Here is a 3,248-nt window from a genome sequence, read left to right on the forward strand (position 1 = left end):
GAACGGCACCCAGCTCTGAACGCTTTGTATCAACTGCATTGATAAGATAATCAATACCGGCAAGCACAATCTGAGCTGATGACTGAGTGGAAATATCGATACCTTTTCCGTTTACATTGTATGAAAAGATATCTTCAAAATTGAAAGGACCAGCAGCTGCAATACTTGCAGGAGCGCCTTCAGGAAGATCGAAAGAATCTGAGTTCTGAAGTTTTGCTGTATATTTAGCTAAAGAATCAGTATCAAATCCAATTGATAAATCAATCTTGATAAGAGAGCCTGGATCAGGGCTAATCTGGAAACGTACAATAGATGCGTTTCCGTTTAATAAATCTTGACCACCAAAAGTTGTGTCTCTTGAGATACGCACAATTTCAGCATTGAGCTGATCAACCTCATCTTGAAGTGCCTTTCTTGCATCACTGGTATTTGTACCATTAGCAGAACTGATTGCAAGGGTTCTGATCCTCTGAAGCATGGTTGTGATTTCATCCATAGCACCTTCAGCTGTCTGGGCATAGGCAATGGCATTTTGAGCATTTCGGTTAGTCTGCTGTAAAGCATTTAACTGTAAGGTCAGACGGTCAGAAGTCTGAATTCCTGCAGGATCATCTTGTGCGCTGTTAATTTTAAGTCCTGTAGACAGTCTTTCATAAGCTTTATCAAGCTTTGAAGTTGCTGTATTTACAGAACGCTTTGCTGACAGTGCAGAAAGGTTTGTATTAATAAATAATGGCATATCTTTTCTCTCCTAACTAGTGGCAATAAATTGCCACTTTTTAGAAGATATGAAAAAACTATGCCAAATTTAATTAATGTCTGTTTTGAATGTAGACAGGTTGTCTACCTGATTTTGTGCAAGCTCTTTGATTTCATGAACATTCTGTTTGGAATCAGTAATATTCACAAAGCATTCATCGGTAATTGAATTAATGTTGTTTATTGCATGGTTAACATCTGATGCAATGGCACTCTGTTCTTGGCAGGAGTGAACAATCTGCTCAGACATATCAGTGATTGTTGCGATAATTCCCATAATCTCTTCAATAGCACTGTTTGCTTTTGAGCTTTGGTAAACTGAGTTATTCATTTCCTCTTCACAGGATGCAACAACAGTAACGCAGCTCTTTACCGCAGCAGACAGATTTGCAATTGTATCAGCAACCTCTTTCGTAGATTCTGCTGTCTTTGTTGCAAGATCACGAACTTCACTTGCTACCACAGCAAATCCCTTTCCATGTTCACCAGTTCTAGCAGCCTCAATAGTGGCATTAAGAGCTAAAAGATTTGTCTGATCAGCAATTGCGGCAATTGTTTTAACGATAGCATTAATCTGTTCACCCATTTCATTGATATTTGAAATAGCGATGGATGTATTTTTAAGCTTGTTAGACAGTGAGTGAGTTGTTGTAATATTGTCCTGCATCGTACATCTGCAGGTGTCTGAAGCTGTTTCTGCGTTCTTCACTTTAGATAGAGTAGATCTGGCAAACTCTGTAACTTTTTCAATGGAACTTTCCATGTTTGCTGTAGCCTCTGCTACAGAGTGAGCTTTTTCTCTTTGAATTGATATAGCATCTGATGTACTGTCTAACATGGATGAATTAACATTTACCATGTGAACCATCTTATTGAAGTCTAGATTTAACTTGCTAACGGTTTTCTTCATTGAATCAGCAACATCGTCAACCAGTTTGTCGATATTTCCGATTTCATTTTTTCTAAAATTATTTTTCCTTGATGAAGTCAGATCGCCATCTGCTAATCTTCTTAATGACTTCCATACATGCTTTACTTCACTGTTAAGAGATTTTGACAGGAAAATGGTAAGAAGAATGAGAACAATACCGCTGATACCTATTACAGAATATAAGCAGATGGTTATATGACTGTATGGAGATTTCATCTTTCCGCTTTTAGTCAGAGTATCAACTGTAGATATTGTATTTATGCTGTTTTCAAGTCCTTTTAGATAATTAGCATCATTGTCTTTTAGAAGATCTTTTATTTCTTTTGAATAAGAATTTAGTGTAGAAATGATCTTCTTTGAATGTTCATCGTTGTCAAAAAAGGAAATATTATCCTTATTATTAAGGAGTCTTTCTAAAGAATTTATTTTGTCAGAAATATTTAAGCGCTCTTTTGTAGCATTTGAATGAGAGCTTAGCTGTGCAAAAGATAAGCTTATAGAGTGGAGATTTGTATAAATGTCATCAATGCATTGTTTTTGTGATACGTATTTGTTTAATGTAGAATTTATTAACAATGTACCTAAGAAGAAAATTAAGATTGCAAAGACAAAAGATGCAATGATTCTTTGTACAATGGAAATATCATTGAAACTTAACGTAAAAAGAGATTTAAAAAAAGGTGCTGACTTAAAAGAGTAACTGCTATTCGTTGCAGAATCTTTTAAATCTGTTTTTTCCTGATTATTGCTCATGTTATCTTGTGTTTCTGTACTCTTAGAAGTTGCCTTTATCGCTTCCATACGTATCTCTCAACCTTGAACAATGCTCATGCGTATAGACAATAAATAAAGTCCATATTATCATGTAAAGGAGTAATATTAAAACTTCACATACCTTATCTAATAATAAAGTATAATTCCGTTATTCGCGTATATAATATTTAATAATTTTGGAGTAAGTACAAATTTTTACCCTTATATTGGCTTATATATCGGATTAAATTGGTTGTTTTTTAGAGAATTTATTAATAATGGCTAAAAAAGAAAAATCAAGCAGTAATGTAATTGCCGTTAACAGAAAAGCAAGCTTTGAATATTTCGTTGAAGAAAGGCTAGAGGCTGGTCTTGAACTTCAAGGATGGGAAGTAAAGGCTTTAAGAGCTGGTAAATGCAACATTTCAGAGGCTTATGTAACTGTAAAGGATGGTGAAGTAATTGTTTTAGGTTCAATTATCAATCCTTTAAAGACAAGCTGTGCTTTTGTTGTAAGCGATCCTACAAGAACTAGAAAACTGCTTCTATCAAGAAGAGAAATTGATAAGCTTATAGGTTGTGTACAGCGTCAGGGGTATACCATCATCCCTTTAAAGATGTACTGGAAGGGATCATGGGCTAAGCTTGAGATCGGTGTTGCAAGAGGAAAACAAGAACACGATAAGCGAGATTCTATTAAGGATCGCCAGTGGGCTCGTGATAAAGAGCGTATCATGAAAAAGAATTTTAAATAGACAAAATGCACTGAAAATCAGTGCATTTTTTTTAAAGGATTTCCTTTAGT

General features: G+C 35.2%; 3 protein-coding genes. 1 reads left to right on the plus strand and 2 read right to left on the minus strand.

What is annotated here, in order from left to right; genetic code table 11:
- On the minus strand, positions 1-739 hold a 739-nt coding region (locus ACJML3_RS02345), incomplete at its 3' end, for a flagellin (protein WP_406020261.1).
- A gap of 69 nt (positions 740-808) precedes the next feature.
- Positions 809-2,491 (minus strand): methyl-accepting chemotaxis protein, encoded by a 1,683-nt coding sequence (locus ACJML3_RS02350; protein WP_406020263.1) that lies wholly within the window; start codon positions 2,489-2,491, stop codon positions 809-811.
- A 230-nt stretch (positions 2,492-2,721) separates the two neighbouring features.
- Here ACJML3_RS02350 and smpB point away from each other — a divergent pair, with 230 nt between their 5' ends.
- A complete protein-coding gene (gene smpB / locus ACJML3_RS02355) occupies positions 2,722-3,198 on the plus strand; it encodes an SsrA-binding protein SmpB (RefSeq protein ID WP_219936828.1) in 477 nt (158 codons plus the stop codon).
- Positions 3,199-3,248: the final 50 nt, after the last annotated feature.

This window comes from Succinivibrio sp. (assembly GCF_045124615.1).
Classification (GTDB): domain Bacteria; phylum Pseudomonadota; class Gammaproteobacteria; order Enterobacterales; family Succinivibrionaceae; genus Succinivibrio; species Succinivibrio faecicola.

Bases quoted from the DNA above. Each gene is read 5' to 3' on its own strand.
- smpB (WP_219936828.1), top strand. From the start codon at position 2,722: ATGGCTAAAAAAGAAAAATCAAGCAGTAATGTAATTGCCGTTAACAGA.
- ACJML3_RS02350 (WP_406020263.1), bottom strand. From the start codon at position 2,491: ATGGAAGCGATAAAGGCAACTTCTAAGAGTACAGAAACACAAGATAAC.